Source organism: Nocardioides sp. SLBN-35, assembly GCF_006715725.1.
Classification (GTDB): Bacteria; Actinomycetota; Actinomycetes; order Propionibacteriales; family Nocardioidaceae; genus Nocardioides.
The window spans coordinates 3,224,611-3,248,217 of sequence record NZ_VFNU01000001.1 but is presented as its reverse complement, the minus strand read 5'-3'; the positions used below and the strand labels follow the sequence as shown (position 1 = coordinate 3,248,217).

Sequence of the window (23,607 nt, the reverse complement as noted above, 5' to 3'; positions counted from 1 at the left end):
CGTCCTGGCGGCGTTCGTCCGGCTCTCAGCGGTGGGCGATCAGCTCGCGGCGACCTTGAGGTCGACCGTCACGCCCTTGCAGGCGTCCTGGTTGACGCCGGTGTCGACCATCTGGATGGTGAAGGTGCCGTCGACCGTGTCGCCGGCGGCGATGTCGCCGTACGCGATCGTGGTGGCGCTGACGTCGAAGTCGGCGGCCGTGCAGTCCGGGTCGCTGGTGCCGGTCACCGACGCCACGGTGTTCTGCAGTTGCTGGACACCGCTGTTGTCGTTGGTGACGTGGAAGGTGACCGTGTCGGTCGGGCCGTCCGGCGTGAGGTCGGCGAGCGAGACGTCGTCGACCGTCACGACCCAGTCCGTGGACGTCCCGGTGCTGGCGGTGCCGGTGCCCTCACCGGTGCTGGTCCAGTACGCGAACGCGACGCCGCCGGTGAGGACGACCGCGGTGACGCCGCCGAGGACGACGGCCTTCTTCCTGCTGATGCGGAGCATGAGAGAACCTCTTCTGGTGGTGAGCTGCCGATGGAGGGAATCGGCGTCCCTAGCTCTCCCGAGAAGTGCGCGAGCGGCCCGGTCACGCTCACGTCGAGGCTCCAACCGCGCTCCTGTCCGCGCTGTTACGTCCCGTTCGGTTAAAACTCTCTAGATTGGCGAGATGACCCTCGATGCCGCCGCGCTCGACGCCGGCGACCCCCTCGCCGCGCTCCGGGACCGCTTCGTCGGTGCCGATGGCCCGGTCGTCTACCTCGACGGGAACTCGCTCGGTCGCCCGCTGCGCGCGACCGCGGAGCGGGTGCGCGCGTTCGTCGAGCAGGAGTGGGGAACCCGGTTGATCCGGGGCTGGGACGAACGGTGGTTCGACCTTCCGCTCACTCTCGGCGATCGGATCGGGAAGGTGGTGGCCGGAGCCGCACCCGGCCAGGTCGCCGTCGGGGACTCGACCACGGTGCTGCTCTACAAGCTGGTGCGCGCCGCGGTCGCCGCCCGGCCCGGGCGATGCGAGATCGTCGTGGACCGCGACAACTTCCCGACGGATCGGTACGTCGTCGAGGGCGTCGCCGCCGAGTGCGGGCTGAGCGTGCACTGGGTCGAGGCCGACCCCGACGGCGGCGTGAGCGTCGACGATCTGGCGCCGGTGGTCGGTGCGGACACGGCCCTCGTGGTGGTCAGCCACGTCGCGTACAGGTCCGGCCACCTCGCCGATGTCGCGGCGCTGGCCCGGCTCGCCCACGATGCCGGTGCCTGGATCCTGGTCGACCTGTGTCACTCGGCCGGCTCGGTGCCCGTCGAGCTCGACGCGTGGGAGGTCGACGTGGCGGTCGGCTGCACCTACAAGTACCTCAACGGAGGTCCGGGCTCACCCGCGTTCGGCTACGTCGCCGCCCGGCACCTCGCGGACGGCAGCTTCGAACAGCCGGTGCAGGGCTGGATGGGCGCGGCGGACCCGTTCACGATGGGGCCGTCGTACACGCCGGCGACGGGGATCCGGCGCCTGCTGAGCGGCACCCCGCCGATCGTGGGGATGCTGGGGCTCGAGGACATGCTCGACCTGGTCGCGGAGGCCGGCATCGACGCAGTACGGGCCAGTCCGTGGCGCTGACGGAGTACGCCGTCGCCCTGGTCGACCGCGACCTGCCGCAGGTCCGGCTCGCGTCGCCGCGCGACCCGTCGGTGCGGGGCGGGCACGTGACGCTCGCGCACCCGCGGATGCGCGAGGTGACCGCCGCTCTGTGGCAGCGCGACGTCCTCCCGGACTTCCGGATGCCCGACGGGCTGCGGATCGGGCTCTCCCCGCTGTCGACGTCGTACGCCGAGGTGGCGGCCGGGGTGGCCGCGATCGGTCAGGCGCTGAGCGGCTGAGCCGGGTCCTCCAGGGCGGCCCGCAGGTCGCGGGCGTGCGCGTGCAGGATCACCGCGGCGAACCCGTTGCCGCGGGCGTCCTCGTGGTCCGCCTCGCGGTCCCACTCGTCGGCCAGCCGACGGGCCTCGGCCCGCGGGTCGGCCAGCAGCTCGCGTGCAGCGGCCCGCTTCCGGGCCTCACTGTTCATCATCGGCATCGGGTGCCTCCCCCCAAAGAGGTGCTGGTCCTTCCATGATCGGCCGATCGCGGCCGGTGCGGAGGGAATCGCCCGAACTGGTGGGACTCAGAGGTCGTCCCACACCACCGCACTGATCCGCCATCCAGCCGTCGTCCGCACCAGCTGCAGCGACTTGGCCCCGGACCCGTGCCGCGGCTCGCCGTCCTGGCGCCAGGACTTCGCGTAGCCGCACCACACCTGTGCGATGTCGCCGAACCGGTCCACCCGCGCGGTCTCGACCCACTCGCGGAAACCGGTCATCGTGTCGCCGCCGAGGAGCGTCACCCGGGGTGCGATGAACGACTCGACGTCGTACGAGGTGGGTGCGGCTCCGGCGGCGCTGACGAGCAGCGCCTCCGGCAGCAGCACGGTGCGCAGGTCGTCGGCGCGGACGGCCGCGTCGGGGCCACTGACGAAGGCGGCGAAGAAGCGGTCCACGACCGCGCGGATCTGCAGGTCGTCGCTCTCGTCGGCAGGCACGTCCACGATCATGCCCGAACGCCCCACACCTCCTAGACTGGCCGCCCGTGGGCCACATCCAGATCACCCCGTCGATCCTCAACTCCGACTTCGCGCGGCTCGGTGAGGAGGTCGCCCGGATCCCCGGCGCCGACTGGGTGCATGTCGACGTCATGGACAACCACTTCGTCCCGAACCTGACCTTCGGCCCGGCCATGGTCGAGGCGCTGGCCCGGGTCAGCCCGATCCCGCTCGACGCGCACCTGATGATCGAGGACGCCGACCGCAACGCCCCGGCGTACGTCGAGGCGGGCTGCGGCTCGGTCACCTTCCACGTCGAGGCGGCCAAGGCCCCCGTGCGGCTGGCCCGAGAGATCCGCTCGGCCGGTGCCCGGGCGTCGATGGCGCTCAAGCCCGCGACGCCGATCGAGCCCTACGAGGACCTGCTGCCCGAGCTCGACATGGTGCTGATCATGACGGTCGAGCCGGGCTTCGGTGGGCAGAGGTTCCTGGACCTGTGCCTGCCCAAGATCCGCCGGGCCCGCGCGATGATGGACAAGCACGGCGTCGAGACCTGGCTCCAGGTCGACGGCGGTGTCTCGCTGGAGACCATCGAGCGCTGCGCCGAGGCGGGCGCGGACGTCTTCGTCGCCGGCTCGGCGGTCTACTCGGCCGAGGACCCCGACGCGATGGTCGCTGCACTGCGGGCGAAGGCCGACGCCGCGCGCCCGGCGTAGCTCACAGGTCCGGCGGCGCCCCGATCTCGACGGGTACGTCGGGCCGGTTCTCGCCCATCCAGGCCAGCACCTGCTGCAGGGGCTCCAGCCCCTCCCTGCCGACCACGGCGCTCAGCGCCGCCGCGGGCGTCGAGATCGCGAACGCCTGCGCGAGATCGGCAGTGAGCACGGACGAGCCCTGCAGCGCCACGTCGCCGTCGTCGCGGGCGACGAAGCGCAGCACCGGCAGGTGGATCGCCTCCTCGACGTACGGCGGGACGATCTGCCACCAGCGCACCTCGACGAGCGCCACGTCGCGCCACGTGAGCAGGGCTGCGACGTCGACGCCGCGTACGGCGACGCCGACGCCGTCGAGCTCGACGTGGGTGGCGTGCTGCAGTCGCGGTCGCCTTCCGACCAGCCGGTAGCCGCCCCAGCCGAGGATCACCAGGCCGGCGAGGGCGAGCATCAGAGCGTCCAGCCGGTCCTCGGACCCGAGACCCTGGCTGGCGATCGCGGCCAGGGGTGTGACCAACAAGATGGCGCCGACGGCGGCGGCGACCACGGCGCTGAGCGGGCGGCCACCGGCGGGTGCGGGCAACCGGACGTCCATGACCGGCACCCTAGACGCATCTAGCCTTGGCGGCATGGACCACCCGCCCGTCGTCTCCGCGATCCACCTCGCCAAGGCGACCCGGCTGCCGATGCAGCCGAAGGACGAGGTCGAGGTGGAGGCCGGCCGGGGCATCGTGGGGGACCGCTACCACGGGACCAGGCACCGCCACGTCACCGTGCAGAGCCGGGAGACCCTCGACGAGGCGGCCGCGGTCTACGGGCGGCCGGTGCCCAGCGAGCTGACCCGCCGCAACCTGACGATCAGCCACGGCGTCGTACCGCGCGATCCGGGGACCCGGATCCGCGTCGGCGAGGTGCTGCTCGAGGTGGTCCGGGTCGCCGCACCCTGCAAGCTGCTCGACGACACGATCGGCGCCGGAGCGCAGGAAGCGCTCCGGCGCCGGGCCGGGACCGTGTTCCGGGTGCTCGAGGGCGGCCGGATCCGGGTCGGTGACCCCGTCGACCTGGTGCTCAGCCCTCCAGCGCCGCGTCCAGCGTGATCGGTACGGCGCTCAGCGCCTTGCTCACCGGGCAGCCGACCTTGGCCGCACCCGCGGCGGCATCGAAGCCGGCCGCGTCCAGCCCCTCGACCTCGGCCCGCACCGTCAGCGCGATCCCGGCGATCTGGAAGCCGCCCGCCGGGTCCGGGCCGAGGGTGACGTCAGCGGACACGTCGAGGGCGATCGGCGTACCGCCGGCCTTGGCGATCTCGTTCGACAGCGACATCGCGTAGCAGGCGGAGTGGGCTGCGCCGATCAGCTCCTCCGGGCTGGTGGTGCCGTCGGCGTCGTCGGCCGCCCGCTTCGGGAACGAGACGTCGAAGGTGCCGGCGCCCGAGGAGGTCAGCTCGACCTGTCCGGTGCCGTCCTGGAGACCGCCGTTCCAGGCGGTGCGTCCGGTACGAGTGGGCATGCGAATCCTCCGTAGAACAGGTTTCGATTGGGCAGAGACTGCACGGTTCTGGCCCCAATTGTTGCGGTTTGGGACCAAATCGCAACGCCCGCACCCACCTCAGGCCAGCATGAGCACGCAGTCCGCGAGGACGGGGGAGCCGTCGCGCTCGCCGCCCTCGATGCTCGCCGAGCCGATGACCGAGGAGCCCTCGCGCCAGCCGGTGACACGGATCGTCTCGCCGGGGAACACGACGCCGGCGAACCGGCCGGTGAACCCGCCGACCCGGGTGGCGTCGCCGCCGAGCAGGCCGTCGGTGAGCTCGCGCAGCACGATGCCGTAGGAGCACAGCCCGTGCAGGATCGGCGCCGGGAAGCCCGCGGCCTTGGCGAAGCCGGGGTCGGCGTGCAGGGGGTTGCGGTCGCCGCACAGCCGGTAGAGCAGGGCCTGGTGCGGGGTGACGGTGTACGACGAGACATGGTCGGCCTCGCGCTCGGGCACCGCCACGGGAGCCGCCGATCCGCGGTCGCCGCCCCAGCCGCCCTCGCCCTTGACGAAGATCGACGAGCGGACCCGCCACAGCTCCTCGCCCGCCGGAGACGTCGCCACGCCCTCCTGCCAGATCACCGCCGCCTTGCCCTTGTCCCAGATGTCGGTGAGCGTGGTGCGCACGGTCGCCGTACCGGAGGTCGGGAGGGGACCGGAGACGGAGATCGCCTGCGAGCCGTGGACCACCTGGGCGAGGTTGATGTCGCAGCCGGGCAGGTCGAGCGGCGGCGGGTCGGTCTCGTGGAAGGTCGGGGCGACGACGCCGAACGACGGCAGCACCTGCAGCGCCGCGTCGTCGAGCGTGTAGCGCAGCGCGGCAGGGGACAGGTTGTCGCCGGCCCGCGCTCCGGCGCCGATGCCGAGGTGGTAGAGCAGCACGTCGGACTCGGTCCACGAGAACGTGCGGGAGCCGAGGTCGGCCCCGATCGCGATCGATGGGTCAATCGGCATGGGCGATGTCCTCCGCAGCGAGATATCCGAACACGATGGCGGGACCGATCGTGCCACCCGGGCCTGGGTAGGTGTTGCCCATGACGGCCGACGAGACGTTGCCGGCGGCGTACAGGCCGGGGATGACCGCGCCGTCCTCGCGCAGCACCCGGGCGCGCTCGTCGGTGACCAGGCCGCCCTTGGTGCCGAGGTCACCGGGCACGATCTTGACCGCGTAGAACGGGCCCTTCTCGATCGGCGCGAGCGAGCAGTTCGGCTTCACGGTCGGGTCGGAGTAGTACTTGTCGTACGCCGACTCCCCGCGGTGGAAGTCCTCGTCGACGCCCGATCGTGCGAACCCGTTGAAACGGTCGACGGTGGCGTCGAGCGAGCCCGACGGCAGGCCGACCTTCGTGGCCAGCTCCTCGAGCGTGTCGGCCCGCACGACGACGCCCTCCTTGTACCAGCGCCCCGGGAACGGCTGCCGGCCGGCGACGCCGGCGAACAGGTAGCGGTTGCGGTAGGTCTGGTCGAAGATCATGTACGACGGAACGTGGTCCACGCCGGTGGCCTGGCCCTTGTAGATCTCGTGGGTGGCCTCGACGTAGGGGAGCGCCTCGTTCATGTACCGCTCGCCGGCCGAGTTAACGATGATCGAGCCGGGCAGGTTGCGCTCGGCGAGGCAGAACCAGGCCCGGCCCGGGAGCGGGATGGTCGGACCCCACCAGGCGTCGTCGAGCAGGTCGGTGGCGGCACCGGCCGCCGTACCGGCGAGCAGTCCGGCGCCGGTGTTGGACGCGGCACCCGTCGACCAGGCCGACGAGGTCGGCTGGGGCAGGAACTTCTCGCGCAGCTCCTGGCTGTGCTCGAAGCCGCCCGAGCCGAGGATCACGCCGCGCCGGGCGCGGATCTCGCGGCGCTGGCCATCCTTCTCGACCACCACGCCCACCACACGGCAGTCCTCGACGAGCAGGTCGAGCAGAGCGGTGTCGTACTCGACGGGCACGCCCGCGTCGACCAGGCCCTTGCGCAGGCCGATCGCGATCGCGTTGCCCATCGCGAACATCCGCTTGCCGGTGAGGACCGCGAGCAGCCGCTTGACCATCACCTTGACCATGGTGAGCGGACCACGGATCGTGCGCAGGCCCAGGCTCAGCTTGCGGAAGTCGGCCTGGGTGACGATCAGGTTGGCCGGCGCCTTGGTGTACGGCGGGTGCAGCCGGTCGAGCTCGTCGCCGAGGAAGCGCGCGTCCATCGGGACCGGCTCGACGCTGCGCCCGCGCGGACGGCCGCCGGGCTGCTCGGGCAGGTAGTCGGCGTACTCGGGCACCCACGTGAACCGCAGCGGCGTCCTCTCGCGCAGGAAGTCGAGCACCTCCGGGCCGCGGTCGAGGTAGGTGTCGCGGCGCACCTTCGGCACGACGTCGCCGACGATCGAGTCGAGATAGGTCTTCGCGGCGTCGAGGTCGCCCTCGTCGACCTGTCCGGCCGCCCGCAGCGCGTAGTTGCCGGGGATCCACACCCCGCCGCCCGAGCGCGCGGTGGAGCCGCCGAAGTGGCCGCTCTTCTCGACCAGGACGGTGTCGAGGCCCTGGTGGGCCGCGGCGAGCGCGGCCGACATGCCAGCACCGCCGGCGCCGACCACGACGACGTCGTAGGAGTCGTTCATGGCGAAAACTGTAACAGGTTCTAGTTCGAGTTTGCCCGCGCCGTTGGCGGGCAGTTCCCGAGTGCAACATCCGTCACACTCCGTCATTGGGGGATCATATGAAGAAGACCAATGCAGTCGGCTGCGCGCTCGCGGCCGCTCTCGCGCTGGGTACGGCCGCTCCGGCGCTCGCGCAGGACTATGTGGGCACGCCGAAGAAGGACAAGATCATCGGCACGCCCGGCGACGACCGGATCATGGGCCTGGCCGGCAAGGACAAGCTCTGGGGCGGCGACGGCAACGACCGGATCGAGGGTGCCGACGGCAACGACAAGATCTACGGCGGCAACGGCAACGACTACCCGTTGATCGGCGGCGAGGGCAAGGACAAGATCTTCGGTGAGGCCGGCGACGACGGCATCAGCGGTGGCAACGGCAACGACAAGATCAACACCGGCGACGGTGAGGACAGCGCCTCCGGCGGTGCGGGCAACGACAAGATGAGGTCGGGCAACGGCGACCCCACCCACGCCGAGACGCGGTGGGACGAGGCGACCCAGACGTCCGTTCCCGACGGCTATGCCGGCTCCAATCTCAGCGGCGACGAGGGCAGGGACAAGCTGTGGGGCGGTGCGGGCAACGACAGGCTCGACGGCGGTGACGACCGGGACAAGCTCAAGGGTGGCGACGGGTCGGACGGCCTCCTCGGCGGTGCCGACAACGACCAGCTCAAGGCCGGCAACGGTCACGACTCCCTCGACGGCGGTCCCGGTGAGGACAAGCTCGTCGGTGGCCCGGGCGACGACTACCTGTCCGGCGGCGCGGGCAAGGACAAGCTGAAGGGTGGCGCCGGGAACGACACCTTCCAGGAGTACGACTACTACAGCTACACCAACGCCGAGGACCACCTCCCGGGCGAGGGCGACCTCTACAAGGGTGGCGCCGGCAACGACTCCTTCGGCACCAAGTGGAGCCTGCTCACCGGCCTGGTCAAGGCCATCGGCGGCGCCGGTGACGACACCTACTACATCGGCGACATCGACCAGGACTCGGTGCTCAAGCCGGGCGCCGGCAACGACAAGCTCTACATCAAGAACCCCGTGAAGGGCATGAAGATCAAGTGCGGCGCTGGCGCCGACACGGTCTACTTCAACATCGCGGTCAAGAAGGTCAAGACCAAGGGCTGCGAGACCGTGCTCTACGGCAAGGACGCCTTCCACTGGGACCCGGACGGCACGCAGGTCGTGAACTGGCGCTCGCTGTTCGAGTGAGCATCGCTCCCGCACGGAGGCGATGAGTCGGTGCAACGGGGCGTCGGGCCGTCGGGCCCGGCGCCCCGTCTGCCTGCTGGGCCGGCCCGGATCCTCGGCGCCCGGCTGGGTAGGTTGACGGGACGCCGGCGCGCCTCGTCGTACCGGCCCGATCCAACACCGGCTACGTCTTGGGAGTACAGATGAAGAAGATGAAGGCGGCCAGCTGCGCGCTCGCCGCTGCCCTGGCACTCGGCACGGCCGCTCCGGCCCTGGCCCAGGACTACCTGGGCACGCCGAAGAAGGACAAGATCACCGGGACCCCCGGCGACGACCAGATCATGGGCCTGGCCGGCAAGGACAAGCTCTGGGGCGGCGACGGCAACGACCGTGTCGAGGGCGGCGCGGGCAATGACAAGGTCTTCGGCGGCAATGGCAACGACTACCCGCTCCTCGGCGGCGAGGGCAACGACAAGATCTTCGGCGAGGCCGGCAACGACGGCATCGAGGGCGGTCTCGGCAACGACAAGATCAACACCGGTGACGGCGCCGACTACGCCACCGGCGACCAGGGCAACGACAAGATGCGGGCCGGCAACGGCGACCCGACGCAGCCCGATCCCAACAAGGGCGGCTACGACGGCACCAGCCTCGAGGGCGGGGTGGGCAAGGACAAGCTGTGGGGCGGGTCCGGCAACGACTACCTCTACGGCGGCGCGGACAACGACAAGCTCAACGGCGGGGCGGGCGCCGACGTGACCTACGGCGACGACGGCGACGACAAGGTCAAGGGCGGCGACGGCGACGACTCCGCGGCCGGCGGCGCCGGAGACGACAACGTCAAGGGCGGTCCCGGCAACGACTACGTGACGGGCGAGGCCGGTCGCGACAAGGTGATCGGTGGCCCGGGCGACGACCAGTTCTGGGAGCCGGCCGGCGAGGGCGACGTGCTCAAGGGCGGTGCCGGCAACGACACCTTCGGCGGCCTGTACGGCCTGCTGTCGGGCACCTTCAAGGCCATCGGTGGCGCGGGTGACGACATCATCATGGTCGGCGACGTCGACGAGGACACGGTGATCAAGCCGGGTGCGGGCAACGACAAGGTCTACGTCAAGAACCCCTACAAGGGCATGAAGATCAAGTGCGGTGCGGGCCTCGACACGATCTACTTCAACATCAAGGTGAACAAGGTCAAGGCCAAGGGCTGCGAGACCGTCGTCTACGGCAAGGACCCCTACCACTGGGACGCCGAGGGCGCCCAGCCGGTGTGGTGGCGCTCGCTGGTCGGCTGACTCCGACCGACTGCGTCCACGGGGCGTCGGGCCTTCGGGTCCGGCGCCCCGTGTCGTGTTGGGGCACCCCGCTTGTGCCAAAAGTAGAACCTGTTCTAATCTGGTGCAGCACACACTGTCGCAGACACAGGAGCTCCCATGAACCAGGACTTCGCCCCCGAGGTGACCGCCGTCCTCGACGGCGTGCGTGACCTCCTCCCGACCATCCGCGAGCGGGCCGAGGAGGGCGAGCGTCTGCGCGTCATCCCGGACGCCTCGATCAAGGAGCTCGAGGAGACCGGCTTCTTCCGGCTGCTCCAGCCGAAGCGGTACGGCGGCATCGAGGCCGACCCGGTTGCCTTCTACACCGCCGTGCGCGACATCGCCACCGCCGACGGCGCCACCGGCTGGGTCTCCAGCGTGGTCGGTGTCCACCCCTGGCAGGTCGCGCTGTTCGCCGACGAGGCGCAGCAGGCTGTGTGGGGGGACGACCAGACGGTGCGGCTGTCGTCGTCGTACGCCCCCACCGGCAAGGCCGTCATCACCGAGGGCGGGTTCAAGCTCTCCGGCAAGTGGAGCTTCTCCTCCGGCTCCGACCACTGCAGCTGGGTGCTGCTCGGCGGCCTCGTGTTCAACGAGGAGGGTCAGGTCGTCGACTTCCGCACCTTCATGGTGCCCCGCGAGAAGTACCAGATCGTCGACGTCTGGAACGTCGTCGGCCTGCGTGGCACAGGCTCCAACGACATCGTCGTGGAGGAGACCTTCATCCCCGAGGCGTTCACGCTGTCGATGGGGGAGACCGGCGCCTGCCGCGGTCCGGGCCAGGAGGTCAACACCAGCGACCTCTACAAGCTGCCCTTCCACTCGATCTTCACCAGCACCATCGCCACCCCGATCATCGGCATGGCGAAGGGTGCGTACGCCGAGCACGTCGAGATGCAGCAGAAGCGCGTGCGTGCGGCGTACCTCGGCGAGAAGGCCTCGCTCGACCCGTTCGCCGCGGTCCGCATCGCCCGTGCCTCCTCGGAGATCGACGCCGCCTGGGCACTGCTGATCAACAACATCCGCGAGGAGCAGGCCCACGTCGCGAAGGGTGAGCAGATCCCGCTCGAGCTGCGGCTGCGGGTGCGCCGTGACCAGGTGCTCGGCACCGCCCGCTCGATCGAGGCGATCGATGCGCTGTTCGAGGCGTCGGGCGGTCGTGCGCTCGCCGAGGGCACCTACCTCCAGCGCGCCTGGCGCGACTCGCACGCCGGTCGCGTGCACGCCGCCAACGACCCCGAGCGCGCGCTGCAGATGTACGGCGCCCAGCAGTTCGGCCACAAGGTCGACCCGGGGATGTACTGATGCCCGACTTCTCCAAGGAGGGGACCCGTCGTTCGGCGAAGGCCGGCGACATCACCCTGAACTACTACGAGGCCGGCGAGTCGTCCGACGTCGGGGGCGGGCTGCCGTTCGTGCTCCTGCACGGCGGCGGGCCCGGCGCCTCGGCGTGGAGCAACTTCGGCCCGGCACTGCCGCGCTTCGCGGAGAGCTTCCGCACCCTGCTGGTCGACCAGCCCGGCTTCGGTGCCTCCGACAAGCCCGAGGTGCAGGCCAACTACTTCCGCCACTCCGCGTCGTACCTCGTCAAGCTGCTCGACGAGCTGCAGATCGAGCGGGTCCACCTGCTCGGCAACTCCCTCGGCGGAGGTACGGCGACCCGGTTCGCGCTGGAGTACCCCGACCGCGTCGGCCGGCTGGTGCTGATGGGCCCCGGCGGACTGTCGACCAACCTGTTCCACGCCGACCCGACCGAGGGCGTCCAGCGGCTGATGGACTTCAGCATGAACCCCAGCCGCGAGGCACTGCGGGCGTTCATCTCCACGATGGTCGTCAACCAGGCCCTGGTCACCGACGAGCTCGTCGAGGAGCGCTTCGCCGACGCCACCGCGCCGGGCTCGCTCGAGGCCATGCGCTCGATGGGCGCGTCGTTCTGGAACCCGGAGTGGGCCGAGGACGGCATGCTCTGGCGCGAGGCGCACCGGCTGCGCAAGCACACCCTGCTGACGTGGGGCCGTGAGGACCGGGTGAACCCGCTCGACGGCGCGCTGGTCGCGCTCAAGCAGATCCCCAAGGCCCAGCTCCACGTCTTCCCCAACTGCGGCCACTGGGCACAGATCGAGGCGGCCGAGGAGTTCGCCGAGATCTGCACCGCCTTCCTGGCCCGCCACAAGGAGCGTTCGTGACGATCGACATCAAGTCCATGGGCTACATCCGGGTCGCGAGCACCGACCTGGGGGCCTGGAAGACCTTCGCCGGCAAGGTGCTCGGCCTCGCCGAGGGCCGCGGCCCCGACCCGGACCACCAGTACTGGCGCATCGACGAGGTCTCCGCGCGGGTCGTGGTGTTCCCCTCCGACGTCGACCAGCTCGACTGCACCGGCTGGGAGCTCGCCGACCACCAGGCCCTGCAGGCCGCCCGTGAGCACCTGCAGAAGGCCGGCGTGGAGTTCGAGGAGGGCACCAAGGACGAGCTCGACGAGCGCCGGGTCCAGGAGCTGATCCGGTTCCGCGACCCGTGGGACAACGTGTTCGAGCTGTTCCACGGCATCACCTACGAGGCGCGACCCGTCGTGACGCCGTACGCCGCCACCTTCGTCACCGGCGACCAGGGCATGGGTCACATCGTCGTCCCGGTGCTCGACGACGTCGAGGCGCTGCGGTTCTACACCGAGGTCCTCGGCTTCCGGCTGCGCGACTCGATGAGCATGCCCGGCGAGTTCGTCGGCAAGGAGCCGGGCAGCAAGGTCTGGCTGCGCTTCCTCGGCGTCAACCCGCGCCACCACTCGCTGGCCTTCCTGCCGATGCCCAACCCGAGCAAGTGCGTCCACGTGATGCTCGAGGTCGACAAGCTCGACCACGTCGGTCGAGCGCTCGAGCGGGTCCGCAAGCACGGTGCGCCGCTGTCGGCCACCCTGGGCCGGCACATGAACGACGAGATGATCTCGTTCTACGTCAAGTCGCCCGGCGGCTTCGACGTCGAGTTCGGCACCGAGGGCATGACCGTCGACGACGCCCGTTGGGTGGCGCGCGAGTCGACCGCCGTCTCGTACTGGGGCCACGTGTTCGGCGGCCAGTGAGTGGCCACTAACGTGAGTGACGTGAGCGAGATCCCGGAGGGCATCAGCCCCGACGCGCGGGAGACCTGGCCGCACCCCGAGCTGATCCAGTCGTGGCTCGGGGACGCCGAGGTCGACTTCGAGCTGCGTCCCGGTGAGGAGGTCGCGGTCCACGACGACCCGGCGGCCCAGGCCGCCGCGCGCCGGTTCCGCGACACCCTGGGCTGCTTCGCTTCCGGGATCACCGTGATCACCACGATGAGCGGCGACGAGCCGGTCGGCATGACCTGCCAGTCCTTCGCCAGCGTTTCGCTCGACCCGCCGCTCATCACCTTCGTCCCGGCGCGCAGCTCGCGCGCCTGGCCGGCGATCCAGCGCTCGGGCCGGTTCTGCGTCAACGTCCTGGCCGCCGACCAGGAGCACGTCTCCGGGCAGATGGCGACCAAGGGGATCGACAAGTTCGCCGGGATCTCCTGGCAGCCCGCGGCGGCGACCGGGTCGCCCGTCATCGAGGGCACGCTCGCGCACCTCGACTGCACCATCCACGCGGTCTACGAGGGTGGCGACCACTTCATCGTCGTCGGCAAGGTCGAGCACCTCGAGGCGCACTCCGAGGACGCCGCAGTCGCCGAGCCACTCCTCTACTTCAAGGGCCGCTACCGCACCACCGACTCGTGACCCGGGCCCCGTCCGGGCGTTGAGCCCCTGATCGAGTACGACGAACCGGTCGGGGGGATCGATGAGGATGCGCAGGGCGCTCGGGGCGGTGGCCGTCGCCGTCCTGTTGGCCGGGCTGCCGGGGATGTCAGGACTGTCCGGGCTCGGCGCCGGCGCCGCGGCCGATCCGTCCGTGCCGTCTGATCCCGGCCCGGCGACCACCCGACCCGACGTACGACTGCTGCCCCACGCCGGGGTGCGGGACTACTGGACCGCGAAGCGGATGCGCACCGCGGTCCCTCTCGACCTCGACCCGGCGGGCAATGCCACGACCGCCCCGGCGTCGACATCCGGCGTCCAGGGCCGGACCTCGGGCCGGGTGGGCGAGGGCCTGCGCAGCACGGGCAAGCTGTTCTTCTCCGACGGCGGCACCAACTACGTGTGCTCGGCGTCGTCGGTCAACACGCCGGAGAAGGACCTCGTGGTCACCGCCGGGCACTGCGTGAACTCCGGCGGCACCCGGGTGCTGCTCGGCGGCTGCCGCGCCGGCACCTACTACAGCAACTTCATGTTCGTCCCCGGCTACGACCACAACGCCCGGCCCTACGGCACCTGGGTCGGCACCGCCGCGATCGCGCAGGGCGACTGGGTCTCGCGGTGCGACGAGGTCGCGCACGACCAGGCGATGATCCGGGTCGCACCCCAGGGCGGCCTCGACCTGGTCGACGTCGTCGGCGGCAACGGACTGGCCTGGAACTACCCGGTGCGGGAGGACGGCGTCCGCGTCGTCGGCTGGCCGGCCGAGGCGCCGTATGACGGCCAGAGCCGCCAGGAGTGCACCGGATCGACCACGGTGCTCGACCAGACCGGCGACGCGCAGATCTCGTGCCCGCTGACGGGCGGGGCCAGTGGCGGGCCGTGGTTCCTGCGGATGGCCAGCGCCGACACCGGCTTCATCTTCGCGGTCACCTCCCGCCGGACGACGTCCGGGCCACCGCTGCTGCTCGCGACCCCGTTCGACGCCACCATCGAGGGCCTGCTGGCCGCGGCACGGGTCGCGGGCCGCCCGGCCGCGCGCCCCGTCGTGGGCCCGGAGTCGGGCCCCGGGGTGGGACGGCCGAAGCGGCAGCGGCTGCGCCTGGTCGCGACCAGCCCCTCGGTCGGCTTCGGTGAGGCCTACCAGCTGGTCGCCGAGACCCGCCGCGTGCGCCGGATGGTGCTCCAGGTCCGCACCGCGCCCGGCGCCCCGTGGGCCCGGGTCGCGAAGGCGCGGGTGCACCAGGGCGTCACGGTCTTCACCCAGACGGCAGCACCGGGGACCTGGTGGTACCGGGTGAAGGTCCGCAAGGCGAGGAAGCACAGCGCGCCGGTGGCGGTGAGCGTCAGCCCCTGCCCGATGCCGCTCGACCGCACCCCCAGTGTGGTGGGCAACACGCGCTGCACCAGCCCCGTCGGCTGACCTCACTGCCCCTTGTAACTACGTGTTACGTCACCAATTTGGGGCCGAAGTGGCCCATGTGGTGGATAACTGTGCTGTAACACGTAGTTACAAGTCCGGCCGCGCACGCGGCGGCGTGCTGCACCCGCGGTTCCAGCCGGTCGTCGAGCGGCGGGCGATGCCGGCGATGAAGGCCGAGCTGGTCCCCTCGCAGCTGATCGGGCTGGCGATGACCCGCTACGTGCTGAAGATCGAGCCGCTCGCCTCCGCGCCGGTCGACGACGTGGTCGCGATGGTCGCGCCGGCGGTCGCCGCGGCCCTGCAGGGGCCGGACACCTACCTGGGGTCCGGTGGCCCCGCGCGGCTCAGAGGTCCACGGCTGCCCGGTGCCGGTGCGGTGCGCCGTACAGCTGCCCGAGTGCGTGGGCGCGCTTGAACACCAGGTGGGCGTCGTGCTCCCAGGTGATCGCGATGCCGCCGTGCAGCTGGACGCACTCGCTGGCGGCCAGGGCCGCCGTCTCGAGGGCGTACGACGCCGCGGCGTGGGTCAGGAAGGCCGCCTCCGCGGCGTCGGTGTCCGTGTCGGCGAGGGCGTAGGAGGCCGCCCAGCTCGCCGAGCGGGACATCTCGACCCGCGCCAGCAGGTCGGCCATTCGGTGCTTGAGCGCCTGGAAGGACCCGATCGGGCGGCCGAACTGCACCCGCTCCTTGAGGTAGCCGACCGTCATCTGCAGCGCCCGGTCCGACAGGCCGACCGCGAGGGCGGCCGCGGCCGCCGCACCGACGAGCTCGGCCCGCGCGCGGGCGGCGTTGCCGTCGCCGATCACGGTCAGCTCCGCAGCGGACAGGTCGAGCCGGGCGAGCCGGACGCTCTGGTCCATCGACTCGGCCCAGGTCGCGGTCGCGCCGCTCACCTCGACCAGGTCGTCGCCGCGGACCGCGAGGAGGATCTCGGCGCGGTCGCCGTCGAGGACCGGGCCGTCGTCGAGGGCGATCGTGGCGATCTCGCCCGCGGCGATGCGGGGGAGCAGCCTCTTCCTCGCGTCGTCGGTCGCGCCCGCCAGCAGCGCCTCGGTGGCGACCGTGGTGGCCAGCAGCGGGCTCGGCGCGATGGTGCGGCCGAGCTCCTCGAGCACCACGGCGGTCTCGAAGAAGGACACCCCGACGCCGTCGTACTCCTCGGGAACGCCGAGCGCCGCCACGCCGATCTGCTCGCACAGGGTCGCCCAGAGCGCCTCGTCGTACCCCGTCTCCGAGGTCGACGCCGCGCGGACGGCGGCCGAGTCGGCACGCTTCTCCAGCAGGCCGCGGACGGTCGCCGCCAGCTCGGCCTGCTCCTCGCTGAGCTCGAACTGCATCACGCGCTCCGGAGGGTCTCGAGGATGCGGGCGCGGTGCGCGGCCGGCGTGCCCCAGGCGGTGACCAGCGCGCGGATCTTGGTGATCCACACGCTGAGGTCGAACTCCTGGGTGTAGCCGATCGCCCCGTGCACCTGCAGGCCGGTGCGGGAGGCGAGGTACGCCGCGTCCGCGCAGGCGACCTTGGCGGCCGAGACCGCGCGGGGCGTCGGGTCGAGAGCAGCGCCGAGGACCAGCGGCCGGGCGAAGTCGAGCGCGATGCGCACGTCGGCGAGCTTGTGCTTGATCGCCTGGTAGGAGCCGATCTCGCGGCCGAACTGCTTGCGCTGCTTGACGTAGGTCACCGCGTCGGCGAGCACCCTCTCGCCGGCACCCAGCAGCTGGGCGGCGGTCGCGAGCACGGCCAGGTCGTACGCCGCCGCGAGGTCGCCGTGCTCGACGGCGTCGCCGGGCGTGACGTCGAACAGGTGGCGGCTGCGGTCGACCGAGGTGTGGGCCTTCCCGGCGGTGGCGGTGTGCAGGGTGTCGCCGACGACGGCGTACACCGCGTCGGCGACGTCCGCGTCCAGTGCCCGCGGCATCGCGACGGTGGCGACGCCCTCCACCTCGGCGCCGAGCGCCACGGGCAGGTAGGCGGCAGCCTCGACCCACGGGCCGGGGACGGCGTGGCGGCCGAGCGCCTCGAACGCGACGCAGACCTCGACGGGGGAGGCCTCGGTGGCGAGCATGGTCAGGCCCTGCTCGGCCAGCCGCTCCCACAGCCTGAGGCCGGCGGCATGGTCGCCTGCCGCCCAGCCGCGGGCCGCGGCGACAGTGTCGGCTGCGGCCAGCAGGGAGTCGAGGGAGGCGGCGAAGTCCTGCTGGTCGGTGGTGAGCTCGAACTTCATGACGGGGTCCCTACGGAGTTGTTCGACGGAGGAGCGAAGCGGGGGAGGCGAAGAACTTCGTGGGGTGTCTTCACTTCTGCACTCCCTTGGGCTCACGCGGCAGACCGAGAATTCGCTCCGCGACAATATTTCGTTGAATCTCGTTGGTGCCGGCGTAGATCGGGCCGGACAGCGAGAAGGTGTAGCCGTCGAGCCAGCGGGACTCGAGCTCGGCGTCGGGGCCGAGCAGGTCGAGGGCGGTCTCGTGGAGGGCGACGTCGAGCTCGCTCCACCACACCTTGTTGACCGAGCCCGCGGCTCCGATGTCGCCGCCGTCCTTGAGCTTCGTCACGGTGCCCCAGGTGTAGAGGCGGTAGGCCTCGGCCTTGAGCCACGCGTCGACGACGCGGTCCGCGACGCGCGGGTCCGGCCTCTCGTCGTACAGCGCGAGGAGGCGGTCGGCGGCGGCGGTGAACCGGCCGGGGGAGCGCAGTGAGAGGCCGCGCTCGTTCCCGGCGGTGCTCATCGCGACCCGCCAGCCGTCACCCGGCGCGCCGAGCACATCGGTGTCGGGCACGAAGACGTCGTCGAAGAAGACCTCCGCGAAGCCCTCCTCGCCGTCGAGCTGCGCGATCGGGCGCACGGTCACGCCCTCGGCGTCGAGCGGGAAGAGGAAGTAGGTGAGCCCGGCGTGCTTCTGCGCCTCCGGGTCGCTGCGGAACAGGCCGAAGCCCCATTGGGCCAGGGCCGCGCGCGAGCACCAGATCTTCTGGCCGTTGAGCACCCAGCCGCTCTCCCCGGTGGTTGAGCTTGTCGAAACCCGGCGGGCGCTCGACTTGAGGGAGGCGAGGTCGGAGCCGGCCTCGGGCTCGCTCCAGCACTGCGCCCAGACCCGCTCGCCGGTCGCCATCGAGGGCAGGAAGCGGTCCTGCTGCTCGGGGGTGCCGTGCTCGAAGATGATCGGGGCCAGCAGGAAGATCCCGTTCTGCGAGACACGCAGGGGAGCGCCGGCGCGGTAGTACTCCTCCTCGAAGATGATCCACTCCACGAGGGACGCCTCGCGACCGTGGTACTCCTTCGGCCAGGACACGACCGACCAGCGCTCGGCGGCGAGCTTCGCCTCCCAGGCCTGGTGCAGGACGAAGCCCTCGGCGGTGTCGAGGGACGGCAGCGGCTCGGCCGGCACGTTGGCCGCCAGCCAGGCGCGGGCCTCGGTCTGGAAGGCCAGCTCGGACTCGCTCAGTTCGAGATCCATGTCAGTAGGTGTTCCTCATCGGCGTGGAGGTCGTCACAGTCGAAATGTAGGCCCCGGCGCTGCCCGAACCAAGCATTTGCTTGGTAGAGTAGCAGCCATGAACCTGACCGAGGGGCCTGAGGACCGCGCATTCCGCGCAGAGGTCCGGGAATGGCTCGGCGACCACCTGACCGGCGAGTGGGCCGCGCTGCGCGGTCTCGGCGGACCCGGTCGCGAGCACGAGGCCCACGACGAGCGGCTGGCCTGGAACCGCCATCTCGCCGAGCACGGCTGGACCGCGGTCGGCTGGCCGACCGAGCACGGTGGGCGCGGCCTGTCGCTGTGGCAGCAGGTGATCTTCCACGAGGAGTACGCGCGGGCCGAGGCGCCGGCCGGCGTCAACCACCTCGGCGAGCAGCTGCTCGGTCCGACGCTGATCGCGTTCGGCACCCCCGAGCAGCAGCAGCGCTTCCTGCCGGAGATCATCGCCGTGCGCGAGCTGTGGGCGCAGGGCTACTCCGAGCCCGGCGCCGGCTCCGACCTCGCCAACGTGCAGACGCGGGCCCGCCTCGACGAGTCCACCGGCGAGTGGGTGATCGACGGCCAGAAGGTGTGGACGTCGCTGGCCCACCTCTCCGACTGGTGCTTCGTCGTCGCCCGCACCGAAGCGGGCTCGTCGCGGCACCAGGGGCTGTCCTTCCTGCTCGTGCCGCTGCGCCAGGACGGCGTCGAGGTGCGCCCGATCGAGCAGCTCACCAGCGGCTCGGAGTTCAACGAGGTCTTCTTCACCGGCGCCCGCACCTCCGCCGACCTCGTCGTCGGCGAGCGCGGCTCGGGCTGGGGCGTGGCGATGGGCCTGCTCGGCTTCGAGCGTGGCGTCTCCACGCTCGGCCAGACCGTCGGCTTCGCCCGCGAGCTCGAGACCGTCGTGGCCCGGGCCAAGGAGAACGGCTCGATCGACGACCCGGTCGTCCGCGACCGGCTTGCTGCCCTCAAGGCCGAGCTGGCCGTGATCCGCAGCTTCGCGCTGCGCGCGCTCGCCCTCGTCGAGGGCGGCCAGGACTCGGCCGCCGGTGGTGGCGCGGGGTCGATCTTCAAGCTGGCCTGGGCGACCTGGCACCGCACCCTCGGTGAGGTCGCCATGGACGTCGCCGGGCGCGGCGGCCTGGTGACGCGCGGCGGGTCGTCGTACGACCTCGACGACCACCAGCGCCTCTTCCTCTTCTCGCGTGCCGACACGATCTACGGCGGCAGCGACGAGATCCAGCGAAACATCCTCGCCGAGCGCGTGCTCGGCCTTCCTCGTGAACCGAAGGGATCCTGATGTCTGAGCTCCGTCCCGAGCAGCCCACCCCCGAGTACGTCCCCGGGCACGACCTGCTCGCCGGCAAGGTGGTCGTCGTGACCGCCGCCGCAGGTGCCGGGATCGGTGCGGCCGTCGTACGCCGGGCGCTGGAGGAGGGCGCCAAGGCGGTCGTCTTCAGCGACACCCACGAGCGTCGCCTCGCCGAGGCCGAGGAGGCCCTGGCCGCCGAGTTCGGCGCCGACCGGGTCCGCCAGCTGGTCTGCAATGTGACCAAGGAGGAGGACATCACCGCCCTCCTCGACGCGGCCGATGAGTTCGGCGGCGTCGACGTCATGATCAACAACGCCGGCCTCGGCGGCACCGACTCGATCCTCGAGGTCACCGACGAGACCTGGAACCGGGTCATCGACATCACCCTCACCGGCACCATGCGCGCCACCCGCGCGGTCGGCCAGCGCTTCGTGGCCGCCGGCAAGAAGGGCGTCATCGTCAACAACGCCTCGGTCATCGGCTGGCGCGCGCAGGAGGGCCAGGCCCACTACGCCGCCGCCAAGGCCGGCGTGATGGCGCTGACCCGCTGCTCGGCGCTCGACCTCGCGCCCCACGGCATCCGGGTCAACGCGGTGTCGCCGTCGCTGGCCATGCACCCCTTCCTGGAGAAGGTGACCTCGCCCGAGCTGCTCGTCGAGCTCAAGCAGCGTGAGGCCTTCGGCCGCGCCGCCGCCCCGTGGGAGGTCGCCAACGTGATGGTCTTCCTCGCGAGCGACTACTCGTCGTACCTCACGGGCGAGGTCATCTCCGTCAGCAGCCAGCACGCCTGAGCTCTTCCACCCCTCTACGCAAGGAGTCCTGTCATGGCTGAGGCCTATATCGTCGACGCGGTCCGCACCGCCGTGGGCAAGCGCGGCGGCGCACTCGCCGGCGTCCACTCCGCCGACCTCGGCGCCCACTCACTCGCCGCGCTCGTCGAGCGCACCGGCATCGACGCGGGTGCCGTCGACGACGTGATCCTGGGCTGCTGCGACACCATCGGCTCGCAGGCCGGCGACATCGCCCGCACCGCGTGGCTGGTCGCGGGGCTGCCCGACCACGTTCCCGGCGTCACCATCGACCGCCAGTGCGGCTCGTCCCAGCAGGCCGTGCACTTCGCGGCCCAGGGCGTCATGTCCGGCACCCAGGACCTCGTCGTTGCTGGCGGCGTGCAGAACATGAGCGCCATCCCGATCTCCGCCGCGATGATGGTCGGCCAGCAGTATGGCTTCACCACGCCGTTCGCCGAGTCGCCCGGCTGGATCAAGCGGTACGGCGACCAGGAGGTCAGCCAGTTCCGGTCGGCCGAGGTGATCGCGGAGAAGTGGGACGTGTCCCGCGAGGACATGGAGAGGTTCGCGCTGGCCTCCCACGAACGGGCCAAGGCCGCCATCGCCGAGGGCCGCTTCGCGAGCGAGATCGCGCCGTACGTACTCGAGGATGGCAGCGTCTTCGCCACCGACCAGTGCCCGCGTGACACCTCCTTGGAGAAGATGGCCGGCCTCGAGCCGCTCGCCCCCGGCGGCCGGATCACCGCCGGTGTCGCCTCACAGATCTGCGACGGCTCCGCCGCGGTGCTCGTCGCCTCCGAGCAGGCGGTCAAGGACCACGGGCTGACCCCGCGGGCGCGGATCGTGCACCTCTCGGTGCGCGGCGACGACCCGGTCTGGATGCTCACCGGGCCGATCCCCGCGACCAAGCACGCGCTTGCCAAGGCCGGCATGACGATCGACGACATCGACCTGTTCGAGTGCAACGAGGCCTTCGCGTCCGTCGTGCTGGCCTGGATGAAGGAGACCGGGGCGCCGCACGAGAAGGTCAACGTCAACGGCGGCGGCATCGCGTTGGGCCACCCCATCGGCGCCACCGGCGCCCGGCTGATGACCACCCTGCTCAACGAGCTCGAGCGCACCGGTGGCCGCTACGGCCTGCAGACCATGTGCGAGGGCGGCGGCCAGGCCAACGTCACCATCATCGAGCGTCTCTGACCCTCACGGGTGGCCCGGACCCATAACGGTTGAGTTGCCCCTTCCTCACCGTTGAGTTGCCCCTTCCTCACAGTTGAGTTGCCGGTACTGCAAGGGCGGTCGACCCGGCGCTGGAAGCTCAATGGGTAGAAAGTGGCAACTCAACGATGAGAAGGCGGCAACTCAACGCCTCACCCGGCGCCGGCGGCGCTCGGTCTCGAACACCAGCCGCCGGAGCCGGTCGCCGTGGAGACTCGGGTCCACGAAGGCGATCGCGACCCCGATCCCGCCGTTGGCGAACCGCACGTGGCGCACGATCCGGGCTGCCTGGACCAGGTTGTCGCCGTCGACCCGGGTGGTCGCCTCGACGCTGGTGCCGACCGGCGGGGGCTCGGTGCGCACGCTCGCCATCAGGCCGCCCTCGCTCACGTCGACGACCACGCCGAGGATCTCGACGTGTTCGGGCTGCTCGGGCTGCTCGTCGACGGTGTCGTCGGCGTCCTCGGCCGCGGGCGTCCAGCGCAGCAGCACCGGCATCGAGATCCGGGCCCGGAAGTAGGCCCGCTGCTGCAGGCGCGCGGCGGGTGAGCTCGGGCGGAGCAGCCACACCTCGCCGTACGCCCGCCGACCGGGGCGGGTGCTCACCGGGCACTCCATCCGGCCGAGCGGGTAGGTCCAGGAGAGGGTGACGTCGAAGTGGTGCTCGTGCGGGTCCATCCCGTTCGGGCACGCGACGACCAGCGTGGTCGAGCCGTCGGACTGGGGCTCGAGGTCGAGCACCCTCGTCTCGAGTGCCACCGGCTCGCCGGCCGTCGGGCGCAGTGTGAGCGCCACGGTCTGCAGCACGCCCGGATGTACGTCGGGCGGGACGTCCCTGTGCTGCATGCCGACCTGATCGGCCGCGGATCGCCGTACCTGAGGACGAGTGTCGGCGCAGGCTGGTTCGATGGGCGCATGATCGATCACCTCGGCATCAACTGCGCCGATCTCGCTGCGTCCAAGACCTTCTACGACCAGGTGCTCGCTCCGCTGGGCTACGGCCGGGTCCTCGACTACGACGTGGCCGTCGGCTACGGCCCCGAGGGCGATCCCGCCTTCTGGCTGAGCAGCTACGCCGACATGCCGCCCCAGCGCGAGGTCCACGTCGCGTTCAAGGCCGCCGACGTCGCAGCCGTCCACGCCTTCCACGAGGCCGCGGTGGCCGCGGGCGTCGAGGTGCTCCACGAGCCGCGGCCGTGGCCGGAGTACCACCCGGGCTACTACGGCGTCTTCGTGCGCGACCTCGACGGCAACAACGTCGAGGCCGTCTTCCACGGCTACGTCGCCGAGGGGTGAGCCCGGGGGTGGGCAGTGCTCAGAGCACCGTCCACCAGATGCCGACGATCGCCGGGACCAGCCCGAGCGCCAGCCACGGCGAGCGCCACGAGCGCCCGTTGATGACGAGCGTGGCCGCGATACCGCCGACCATGAAGGCGGCGGCGATGATGTTGAGGCCGATCCGGGCGTCGGTCCGGTCGGCGGCGACGTGGTCGGCCGCGATCACGAAGCCCGCCGAGAGGTGGAGGATCGTGGTGATGACGAGCACCGAGACCACCCGGCGCTGCACCCGCTGGAGCCGCTCGATGTCCTTCGGGTCCGGCACCTTGCGGGGCGCGTTCGGGTCCATCAGGTGACGGCGGCGGGGGGCGGCTGCGCTCGGGCTCGACCCCTGCGGCGACGTCTGGTTCACCCCCTCAGGATATCCA

28 protein-coding genes are annotated in these 23,607 nt (G+C 71.3%); 16 read left to right on the top strand and 12 right to left on the bottom strand.

The window, feature by feature from the left end; genetic code table 11:
* Nucleotides 1–39: 39 nt before the first annotated feature.
* Nucleotides 40–492, bottom strand: a complete 453-nt coding sequence (locus FBY23_RS15775; protein WP_141799011.1) for a hypothetical protein — start codon at nt 490–492, stop codon at nt 40–42.
* Nucleotides 493–655: 163 nt separating this feature from the next.
* Between FBY23_RS15775 and FBY23_RS15770 the strand changes: the two genes are divergently transcribed.
* Entirely contained in the window at nt 656–1,600 is a 945-nt protein-coding gene (locus tag FBY23_RS15770; RefSeq protein WP_260806008.1) for a kynureninase, read from the top strand.
* Nucleotides 1,591–1,860, top strand: a complete 270-nt coding sequence (locus FBY23_RS26710; protein WP_260806007.1) for a hypothetical protein — start codon at nt 1,591–1,593, stop codon at nt 1,858–1,860. Before FBY23_RS15770 ends, FBY23_RS26710 begins: the two co-directional genes overlap by 10 nt.
* On the opposite strand, the gene FBY23_RS15765 is transcribed toward FBY23_RS26710, so the two are convergent.
* Together FBY23_RS15765 and FBY23_RS15760 are read right to left on the bottom strand one after the other, a co-directional pair.
* Complete coding sequence (locus FBY23_RS15765; RefSeq protein WP_141799010.1) at nt 1,842–2,057, bottom strand: hypothetical protein; 216 nt, start codon at nt 2,055–2,057, stop codon at nt 1,842–1,844. The genes FBY23_RS26710 and FBY23_RS15765 overlap by 19 nt on opposite strands.
* 87 nt (nt 2,058–2,144) lie before the next feature.
* Nucleotides 2,145–2,558 (bottom strand): nuclear transport factor 2 family protein, encoded by a 414-nt coding sequence (locus FBY23_RS15760; protein WP_260806005.1) that lies wholly within the window; start codon nt 2,556–2,558, stop codon nt 2,145–2,147.
* 47 nt (nt 2,559–2,605) lie between these two features.
* Between FBY23_RS15760 and rpe the strand changes: the two genes are divergently transcribed.
* A complete protein-coding gene (gene rpe / locus FBY23_RS15755; RefSeq protein ID WP_141799008.1) occupies nt 2,606–3,274 on the top strand; it encodes a ribulose-phosphate 3-epimerase in 669 nt (222 codons plus the stop codon).
* A gap of 1 nt (nt 3,275) precedes the next feature.
* On the opposite strand, the gene FBY23_RS15750 is transcribed toward rpe, so the two are convergent.
* Nucleotides 3,276–3,866 (bottom strand): hypothetical protein, encoded by a 591-nt coding sequence (locus FBY23_RS15750; protein WP_141799007.1) that lies wholly within the window; start codon nt 3,864–3,866, stop codon nt 3,276–3,278.
* A 34-nt stretch (nt 3,867–3,900) separates the two neighbouring features.
* Between FBY23_RS15750 and FBY23_RS15745 the strand changes: the two genes are divergently transcribed.
* Nucleotides 3,901–4,368, top strand: a complete 468-nt coding sequence (locus tag FBY23_RS15745) for an MOSC domain-containing protein (RefSeq protein ID WP_141799006.1) — start codon at nt 3,901–3,903, stop codon at nt 4,366–4,368.
* Here the strand turns inward: FBY23_RS15745 and FBY23_RS15740 are convergent.
* The 3 genes from FBY23_RS15740 to kstD form a co-directional block, all read right to left on the bottom strand.
* The gene (locus FBY23_RS15740; RefSeq protein WP_141799005.1) at nt 4,340–4,780 is read right to left on the bottom strand and encodes an OsmC family peroxiredoxin; all 441 of its coding nucleotides are present in this window, start codon (nt 4,778–4,780) and stop codon (nt 4,340–4,342) included. The two genes, FBY23_RS15745 and FBY23_RS15740, sit on opposite strands and share 29 nt — an antisense overlap.
* A gap of 99 nt (nt 4,781–4,879) precedes the next feature.
* The gene (locus tag FBY23_RS15735; protein ID WP_141799004.1) at nt 4,880–5,758 is read right to left on the bottom strand and encodes a MaoC/PaaZ C-terminal domain-containing protein; all 879 of its coding nucleotides are present in this window, start codon (nt 5,756–5,758) and stop codon (nt 4,880–4,882) included.
* On the bottom strand, nt 5,748–7,406 hold the full coding sequence (gene kstD, locus FBY23_RS15730; RefSeq protein ID WP_141799003.1) for a 3-oxosteroid 1-dehydrogenase: 1,659 nt from the start codon (nt 7,404–7,406) through the stop codon (nt 5,748–5,750). Before kstD ends, FBY23_RS15735 begins: the two co-directional genes overlap by 11 nt.
* A 98-nt stretch (nt 7,407–7,504) precedes the next feature.
* Here kstD and FBY23_RS15725 point away from each other — a divergent pair, with 98 nt between their 5' ends.
* The 8 genes from FBY23_RS15725 (at nt 7,505) to FBY23_RS15690 (ending at nt 15,537) form a co-directional block, all read left to right on the top strand.
* A complete protein-coding gene (locus tag FBY23_RS15725) occupies nt 7,505–8,656 on the top strand; it encodes a calcium-binding protein (RefSeq protein ID WP_141799002.1) in 1,152 nt (383 codons plus the stop codon).
* Between the two features lie 182 nt (nt 8,657–8,838).
* The gene (locus tag FBY23_RS15720) at nt 8,839–9,927 is read left to right on the top strand and encodes a calcium-binding protein (protein WP_141799001.1); all 1,089 of its coding nucleotides are present in this window, start codon (nt 8,839–8,841) and stop codon (nt 9,925–9,927) included.
* Between the two features lie 138 nt (nt 9,928–10,065).
* Nucleotides 10,066–11,253 (top strand): 3-hydroxy-9,10-secoandrosta-1,3,5(10)-triene-9,17-dione monooxygenase oxygenase subunit, encoded by a 1,188-nt coding sequence (hsaA, locus tag FBY23_RS15715; RefSeq protein WP_141799000.1) that lies wholly within the window; start codon nt 10,066–10,068, stop codon nt 11,251–11,253.
* The gene (hsaD, locus tag FBY23_RS15710; protein ID WP_141798999.1) at nt 11,253–12,134 is read left to right on the top strand and encodes a 4,5:9,10-diseco-3-hydroxy-5,9,17-trioxoandrosta-1(10),2-diene-4-oate hydrolase; all 882 of its coding nucleotides are present in this window, start codon (nt 11,253–11,255) and stop codon (nt 12,132–12,134) included. Before hsaA ends, hsaD begins: the two co-directional genes overlap by 1 nt.
* Nucleotides 12,131–13,027 (top strand): iron-dependent extradiol dioxygenase HsaC, encoded by an 897-nt coding sequence (gene hsaC, locus FBY23_RS15705; RefSeq protein ID WP_141798998.1) that lies wholly within the window; start codon nt 12,131–12,133, stop codon nt 13,025–13,027. Before hsaD ends, hsaC begins: the two co-directional genes overlap by 4 nt.
* A gap of 21 nt (nt 13,028–13,048) precedes the next feature.
* Nucleotides 13,049–13,684, top strand: a complete 636-nt coding sequence (locus FBY23_RS15700) for a flavin reductase family protein (protein WP_260806003.1) — start codon at nt 13,049–13,051, stop codon at nt 13,682–13,684.
* 61 nt (nt 13,685–13,745) lie between these two features.
* Nucleotides 13,746–15,122 (top strand): serine protease, encoded by a 1,377-nt coding sequence (locus FBY23_RS15695; RefSeq protein ID WP_141798997.1) that lies wholly within the window; start codon nt 13,746–13,748, stop codon nt 15,120–15,122.
* Nucleotides 15,082–15,537, top strand: coding sequence for a hypothetical protein (locus FBY23_RS15690; protein ID WP_160158265.1), 456 nt, complete (start codon nt 15,082–15,084; stop codon nt 15,535–15,537). Before FBY23_RS15695 ends, FBY23_RS15690 begins: the two co-directional genes overlap by 41 nt.
* Here the strand turns inward: FBY23_RS15690 and FBY23_RS15685 are convergent.
* The 3 genes from FBY23_RS15685 to FBY23_RS15675 form a co-directional block, all read right to left on the bottom strand.
* Entirely contained in the window at nt 15,467–16,459 is a 993-nt protein-coding gene (locus FBY23_RS15685; protein WP_141798995.1) for an acyl-CoA dehydrogenase family protein, read from the bottom strand. The genes FBY23_RS15690 and FBY23_RS15685 overlap by 71 nt on opposite strands.
* Nucleotides 16,459–17,346: an acyl-CoA dehydrogenase family protein gene (locus tag FBY23_RS15680; protein ID WP_141798994.1), complete on the bottom strand. Its 888-nt coding sequence runs from the start codon at nt 17,344–17,346 to the stop codon at nt 16,459–16,461. The genes FBY23_RS15685 and FBY23_RS15680 overlap by 1 nt, the downstream gene beginning before the upstream one ends.
* Before the next feature lie 70 nt (nt 17,347–17,416).
* The gene (locus FBY23_RS15675) at nt 17,417–18,580 is read right to left on the bottom strand and encodes an acyl-CoA dehydrogenase family protein (protein WP_141798993.1); all 1,164 of its coding nucleotides are present in this window, start codon (nt 18,578–18,580) and stop codon (nt 17,417–17,419) included.
* Nucleotides 18,581–18,677: 97 nt separating this feature from the next.
* On the opposite strand from FBY23_RS15675, the gene FBY23_RS15670 reads away from it, so the two are divergent.
* Genes FBY23_RS15670 through FBY23_RS15660 form a run of 3 tightly spaced genes read left to right on the top strand, consistent with a single transcriptional unit; the run spans nt 18,678 to nt 21,883 of the window.
* Complete coding sequence (locus tag FBY23_RS15670) at nt 18,678–19,883, top strand: acyl-CoA dehydrogenase family protein (protein ID WP_141798992.1); 1,206 nt, start codon at nt 18,678–18,680, stop codon at nt 19,881–19,883.
* The gene (locus FBY23_RS15665; protein ID WP_141798991.1) at nt 19,883–20,686 is read left to right on the top strand and encodes an SDR family oxidoreductase; all 804 of its coding nucleotides are present in this window, start codon (nt 19,883–19,885) and stop codon (nt 20,684–20,686) included. Before FBY23_RS15670 ends, FBY23_RS15665 begins: the two co-directional genes overlap by 1 nt.
* Before the next feature lie 33 nt (nt 20,687–20,719).
* Nucleotides 20,720–21,883, top strand: a complete 1,164-nt coding sequence (locus tag FBY23_RS15660) for an acetyl-CoA C-acetyltransferase (protein ID WP_141798990.1) — start codon at nt 20,720–20,722, stop codon at nt 21,881–21,883.
* 162 nt (nt 21,884–22,045) lie between these two features.
* On the opposite strand, the gene FBY23_RS15655 is transcribed toward FBY23_RS15660, so the two are convergent.
* Nucleotides 22,046–22,747 carry a PilZ domain-containing protein gene (locus FBY23_RS15655; protein ID WP_141798989.1) on the bottom strand — a complete coding sequence of 234 codons (702 nt, stop codon included), beginning with the start codon at nt 22,745–22,747 and terminating at the stop codon, nt 22,046–22,048.
* A 69-nt stretch (nt 22,748–22,816) separates the two neighbouring features.
* On the opposite strand from FBY23_RS15655, the gene FBY23_RS15650 reads away from it, so the two are divergent.
* Nucleotides 22,817–23,197: a VOC family protein gene (locus FBY23_RS15650; protein ID WP_141798988.1), complete on the top strand. Its 381-nt coding sequence runs from the start codon at nt 22,817–22,819 to the stop codon at nt 23,195–23,197.
* Between the two features lie 19 nt (nt 23,198–23,216).
* On the opposite strand, the gene FBY23_RS15645 is transcribed toward FBY23_RS15650, so the two are convergent.
* Nucleotides 23,217–23,591 carry a hypothetical protein gene (locus FBY23_RS15645; RefSeq protein WP_260806001.1) on the bottom strand — a complete coding sequence of 125 codons (375 nt, stop codon included), beginning with the start codon at nt 23,589–23,591 and terminating at the stop codon, nt 23,217–23,219.
* Between the last annotated feature and the right edge of the window lie 16 nt (nt 23,592–23,607).

What these genes read in the sequence shown, in the direction of transcription:
- FBY23_RS15775 (WP_141799011.1), bottom strand. Translation starts at nt 492, where the DNA reads ATGCTCCGCATCAGCAGGAAGAAGGCCGTCGTCCTCGGCGGCGTCACC.
- FBY23_RS15770 (WP_260806008.1), top strand. Translation starts at nt 656, where the DNA reads ATGACCCTCGATGCCGCCGCGCTCGACGCCGGCGACCCCCTCGCCGCG.
- FBY23_RS15765 (WP_141799010.1), bottom strand. Translation starts at nt 2,057, where the DNA reads ATGCCGATGATGAACAGTGAGGCCCGGAAGCGGGCCGCTGCACGCGAG.
- FBY23_RS15750 (WP_141799007.1), bottom strand. Translation starts at nt 3,866, where the DNA reads ATGGACGTCCGGTTGCCCGCACCCGCCGGTGGCCGCCCGCTCAGCGCC.
- FBY23_RS15745 (WP_141799006.1), top strand. Translation starts at nt 3,901, where the DNA reads ATGGACCACCCGCCCGTCGTCTCCGCGATCCACCTCGCCAAGGCGACC.
- FBY23_RS15740 (WP_141799005.1), bottom strand. Translation starts at nt 4,780, where the DNA reads ATGCCCACTCGTACCGGACGCACCGCCTGGAACGGCGGTCTCCAGGAC.
- FBY23_RS15735 (WP_141799004.1), bottom strand. Translation starts at nt 5,758, where the DNA reads ATGCCGATTGACCCATCGATCGCGATCGGGGCCGACCTCGGCTCCCGC.
- kstD (WP_141799003.1), bottom strand. Translation starts at nt 7,406, where the DNA reads ATGAACGACTCCTACGACGTCGTCGTGGTCGGCGCCGGCGGTGCTGGC.
- FBY23_RS15725 (WP_141799002.1), top strand. Translation starts at nt 7,505, where the DNA reads ATGAAGAAGACCAATGCAGTCGGCTGCGCGCTCGCGGCCGCTCTCGCG.
- FBY23_RS15720 (WP_141799001.1), top strand. Translation starts at nt 8,839, where the DNA reads ATGAAGAAGATGAAGGCGGCCAGCTGCGCGCTCGCCGCTGCCCTGGCA.
- hsaA (WP_141799000.1), top strand. Translation starts at nt 10,066, where the DNA reads ATGAACCAGGACTTCGCCCCCGAGGTGACCGCCGTCCTCGACGGCGTG.
- hsaD (WP_141798999.1), top strand. Translation starts at nt 11,253, where the DNA reads ATGCCCGACTTCTCCAAGGAGGGGACCCGTCGTTCGGCGAAGGCCGGC.
- FBY23_RS15695 (WP_141798997.1), top strand. Translation starts at nt 13,746, where the DNA reads ATGAGGATGCGCAGGGCGCTCGGGGCGGTGGCCGTCGCCGTCCTGTTG.
- FBY23_RS15685 (WP_141798995.1), bottom strand. Translation starts at nt 16,459, where the DNA reads ATGCAGTTCGAGCTCAGCGAGGAGCAGGCCGAGCTGGCGGCGACCGTC.
- FBY23_RS15680 (WP_141798994.1), bottom strand. Translation starts at nt 17,346, where the DNA reads ATGAAGTTCGAGCTCACCACCGACCAGCAGGACTTCGCCGCCTCCCTC.
- FBY23_RS15675 (WP_141798993.1), bottom strand. Translation starts at nt 18,580, where the DNA reads ATGGATCTCGAACTGAGCGAGTCCGAGCTGGCCTTCCAGACCGAGGCC.
- FBY23_RS15670 (WP_141798992.1), top strand. Translation starts at nt 18,678, where the DNA reads ATGAACCTGACCGAGGGGCCTGAGGACCGCGCATTCCGCGCAGAGGTC.
- FBY23_RS15665 (WP_141798991.1), top strand. Translation starts at nt 19,883, where the DNA reads ATGTCTGAGCTCCGTCCCGAGCAGCCCACCCCCGAGTACGTCCCCGGG.
- FBY23_RS15660 (WP_141798990.1), top strand. Translation starts at nt 20,720, where the DNA reads ATGGCTGAGGCCTATATCGTCGACGCGGTCCGCACCGCCGTGGGCAAG.
- FBY23_RS15655 (WP_141798989.1), bottom strand. Translation starts at nt 22,747, where the DNA reads ATGCAGCACAGGGACGTCCCGCCCGACGTACATCCGGGCGTGCTGCAG.
- FBY23_RS15650 (WP_141798988.1), top strand. Translation starts at nt 22,817, where the DNA reads ATGATCGATCACCTCGGCATCAACTGCGCCGATCTCGCTGCGTCCAAG.